This is a genomic window from Legionella sp. (genome assembly GCF_049790535.1).
In the GTDB taxonomy this organism is placed as follows: Bacteria; Pseudomonadota; Gammaproteobacteria; order Legionellales; family Legionellaceae; genus Legionella.
Map to the genome: position 1 here is coordinate 1 of NZ_JBAQZB010000062.1, position 2,571 is coordinate 2,571.

Consider the following 2,571-nt stretch of genomic DNA (forward strand, 5'->3'; position numbering starts at 1 on the left):
TAGGCCGAACTGTTCCTTGATGAAAGATACTTCGGTTCGAGTTCCATACAACCAGATATTGAACTGTCCTTTTTTAAACATCCGCATAATCTCAAAACCTTTAATCGTTGCATAGGCAGTTTTCATGGACTGAAATCCCCTGCCTGGGTTAATAAGGCGCTTAAGCTTTCCATGAGCTGCTTCCAGGCGATTATTACGGTATTTAATTTGTAAGTGCTGAACACGTTCAGCAAGAGTACCCTCCTGTTTTAACTCTTTAATCGCTTGACCATAAGCTGGATTTTTATCAGTATTGATTACGCCAATATCACAAGTCGGATTAGTTCTATCTCCATCAACTGATACTGAAAACAAAAATGCTCAAATGCTCCAAACTATTAGCCAGGGGTTAAAAAAGCTTTCTGAAAATGGTGATTTGCAGCAAAAAAATACTTATTCCTGTAACTGAAGAGCAAAAAATACTTTGGCTTTTTAAAAGAAACCATTGGGTTACTTTACAGTATGACCCCCAGAAACTGGGGATAAGTTAAGCGGTGATTATAGGTTAATTGAGAATTAATAAGATCATCAGAGTTAAACCCCATAATCCAAGGCCAATCATAAATCCAGTACAAAATTGAAGGACTTTCATTTGTCTAACTCCTATGGGCTATAATGGTTTTGATAATGACTACCATTATAAGGGCCAACACCTCTATTGTTTCCATAAGTGTAAACATTATAAGCAAAATATAGAAAGCCAGATAAGAATCCTGAAAGAACTCCAAAATAGAACCATGGTCTCCTACATTTCATTTTATTACCCATTGTCGATTTCTTTGGCTAATTCGATAATCTGATTCTTGATTGACTTAGAATAATTATTAGCAGAACATTGTAATTGTCTTCTAAAATCTTTATCCCACCACATTATCTCATACAGAAAGCCAGACGGTAGATCACCTGCAACTCCTATAGTTGTTACTTTGTTGTTAATGTCATAGGACGTGGTTTCTTGATTTAATATGGCTGAAGTACCTGTTAATGGGACACTAACTTCATGATAAGCACATACCAAAGGCTTGTCTTTAGGTACAAAGAAATGAACTACTCCAGTCCAGCCTTCCTTGATGTAAGTACTTTCTGGCGCAAAGCCAATTGTCTTTTCAATCAAAGCATCATTAACAGGCTTGTAATTATAAGCAACCACCAATTCTCGCCAAGTATGACGCATTCTCGTGTCATACGGCTTCTTTTGATAAACAGCAAATGATTTAAATTGCTCATTTGCACTTTGCTCTATAGTGCTTAATGCTACAGCATTTTGATTGTATTTTTTGATGTAGCCGTTTTTCTTAAATTCATTAATATTACTTTTAATGATTGATGCTTCACCATGCTTAAATGCGAATGAATTAAATTGTTCTATTTTTACACCGCTGTTTGGCGAAGGTAAGCCATCCTTACCAAATATTTCATATTCTTCTTCTGGCGTATATTTAGGCGGAACTCCCGGATGCTTTTTCTGCTCATCTATAAGCTGTTGAATTCGCTCCTTAGAAAAATGCAATTCTTGGGTTGTTAACCCATTTCCATCAGCACAGACAACATCGGTGAGTAAAGCACATAAGATTAAAGTAGATATTTTGTTCATTTAACATTCCTTGAGTTCATATTGGCATTAGTCAACTTGTTCTTATCCCACCATCCGTCATACGGAGAACAATCTGTTGCTTCTGTATAAGCATCATAAATTTTACGTCCGTAATCATCCATGTAGAAATGATAGCCTTGAGACTGCCAAAACCCTTGAAAATTATCTGAATTATCAAAAGCAGCGGAACGCCATGTGTATTTCATCCAGTCCGTAACGCTGTGAGGCACACCTCTTTTCCCAGCAGTTGGCATGTGAACTGAACGAACTTCCCACCAATGATATGCTTGCCAATTCCATGTAACTGACTCATTAAAACTTAGGCAATTTGCTCTACTATGCGCTGTATTGCCGTTCCATCCTGCGTGCGCACTAATAGCAAGAGCCATTAAAGTAGCACTCGTTAATTTTCCTAGATACTTCATTGTACAACTTACTCCTATTGATTTTCCTTTTAAGCTCTCCCTATCATTTCGGCGTTCCCTTAAAATTTCGCTATTAAGCGAGGCAATTTTACAAATAATTGCGCCTAATTTCCTTTACTTTATCTAATACAGTATTAAAGATTGATTTACTAACCAGTTAAATATTTGATAAATAAACTAGAATACCCCTAAATGTTACGGTTCGCAATTAATGTGGGTCGACTTTTGGCTAGTGGCAATTAAAGTAGGCCAAAAATGAATTATATTCGCATTTAATTTGGGTCAAATTAGAACTCTGTTTGCGAGCCGAGTGATTTATGATTGCGATCTGTTACAGATAGCGATGTTGGTTCACGAAGCCGAGGGCTTCTTTTGCGGTCCCTGCGAGTGTAAAAGGGCATTTTAATTGGTTAAACGTGAATTTGTAGATTTGTTGGCAAATCGTGTTATCCTCAACTATTAAAAAATTTTTATGAGCTTTTGAGTTCATTTGAGCGCCTTCTTTTTCAGTAA

At 36.7% G+C, this 2,571-nt stretch carries 3 protein-coding genes and 1 pseudogene; all 4 read right to left on the reverse strand.

What is annotated here, in order from left to right; translation table 11 throughout:
* A pseudogene (locus WA877_RS03355) lies at nt 1-297 on the reverse strand (DDE-type integrase/transposase/recombinase); the annotation flags it as partial.
* A 502-nt stretch (nt 298-799) separates the two neighbouring features.
* On the reverse strand, nt 800-1,633 hold the full coding sequence (locus WA877_RS03360; RefSeq protein WP_425169518.1) for a hypothetical protein: 834 nt from the start codon (nt 1,631-1,633) through the stop codon (nt 800-802).
* Nucleotides 1,630-2,058 carry a hypothetical protein gene (locus tag WA877_RS03365; RefSeq protein ID WP_425169519.1) on the reverse strand — a complete coding sequence of 143 codons (429 nt, stop codon included), beginning with the start codon at nt 2,056-2,058 and terminating at the stop codon, nt 1,630-1,632. Before WA877_RS03365 ends, WA877_RS03360 begins: the two co-directional genes overlap by 4 nt.
* A gap of 331 nt (nt 2,059-2,389) precedes the next feature.
* A partial coding sequence (locus tag WA877_RS03370; protein WP_425169520.1) for a hypothetical protein occupies nt 2,390-2,571 on the reverse strand: 182 nt, incomplete at its 5' end.

Coding starts and splice junctions, on each gene's coding strand:
- WA877_RS03360 (WP_425169518.1), bottom strand. CDS start 1,633: ATGAACAAAATATCTACTTTAATCTTATGTGCTTTACTCACCGATGTT.
- WA877_RS03365 (WP_425169519.1), bottom strand. CDS start 2,058: ATGAAGTATCTAGGAAAATTAACGAGTGCTACTTTAATGGCTCTTGCT.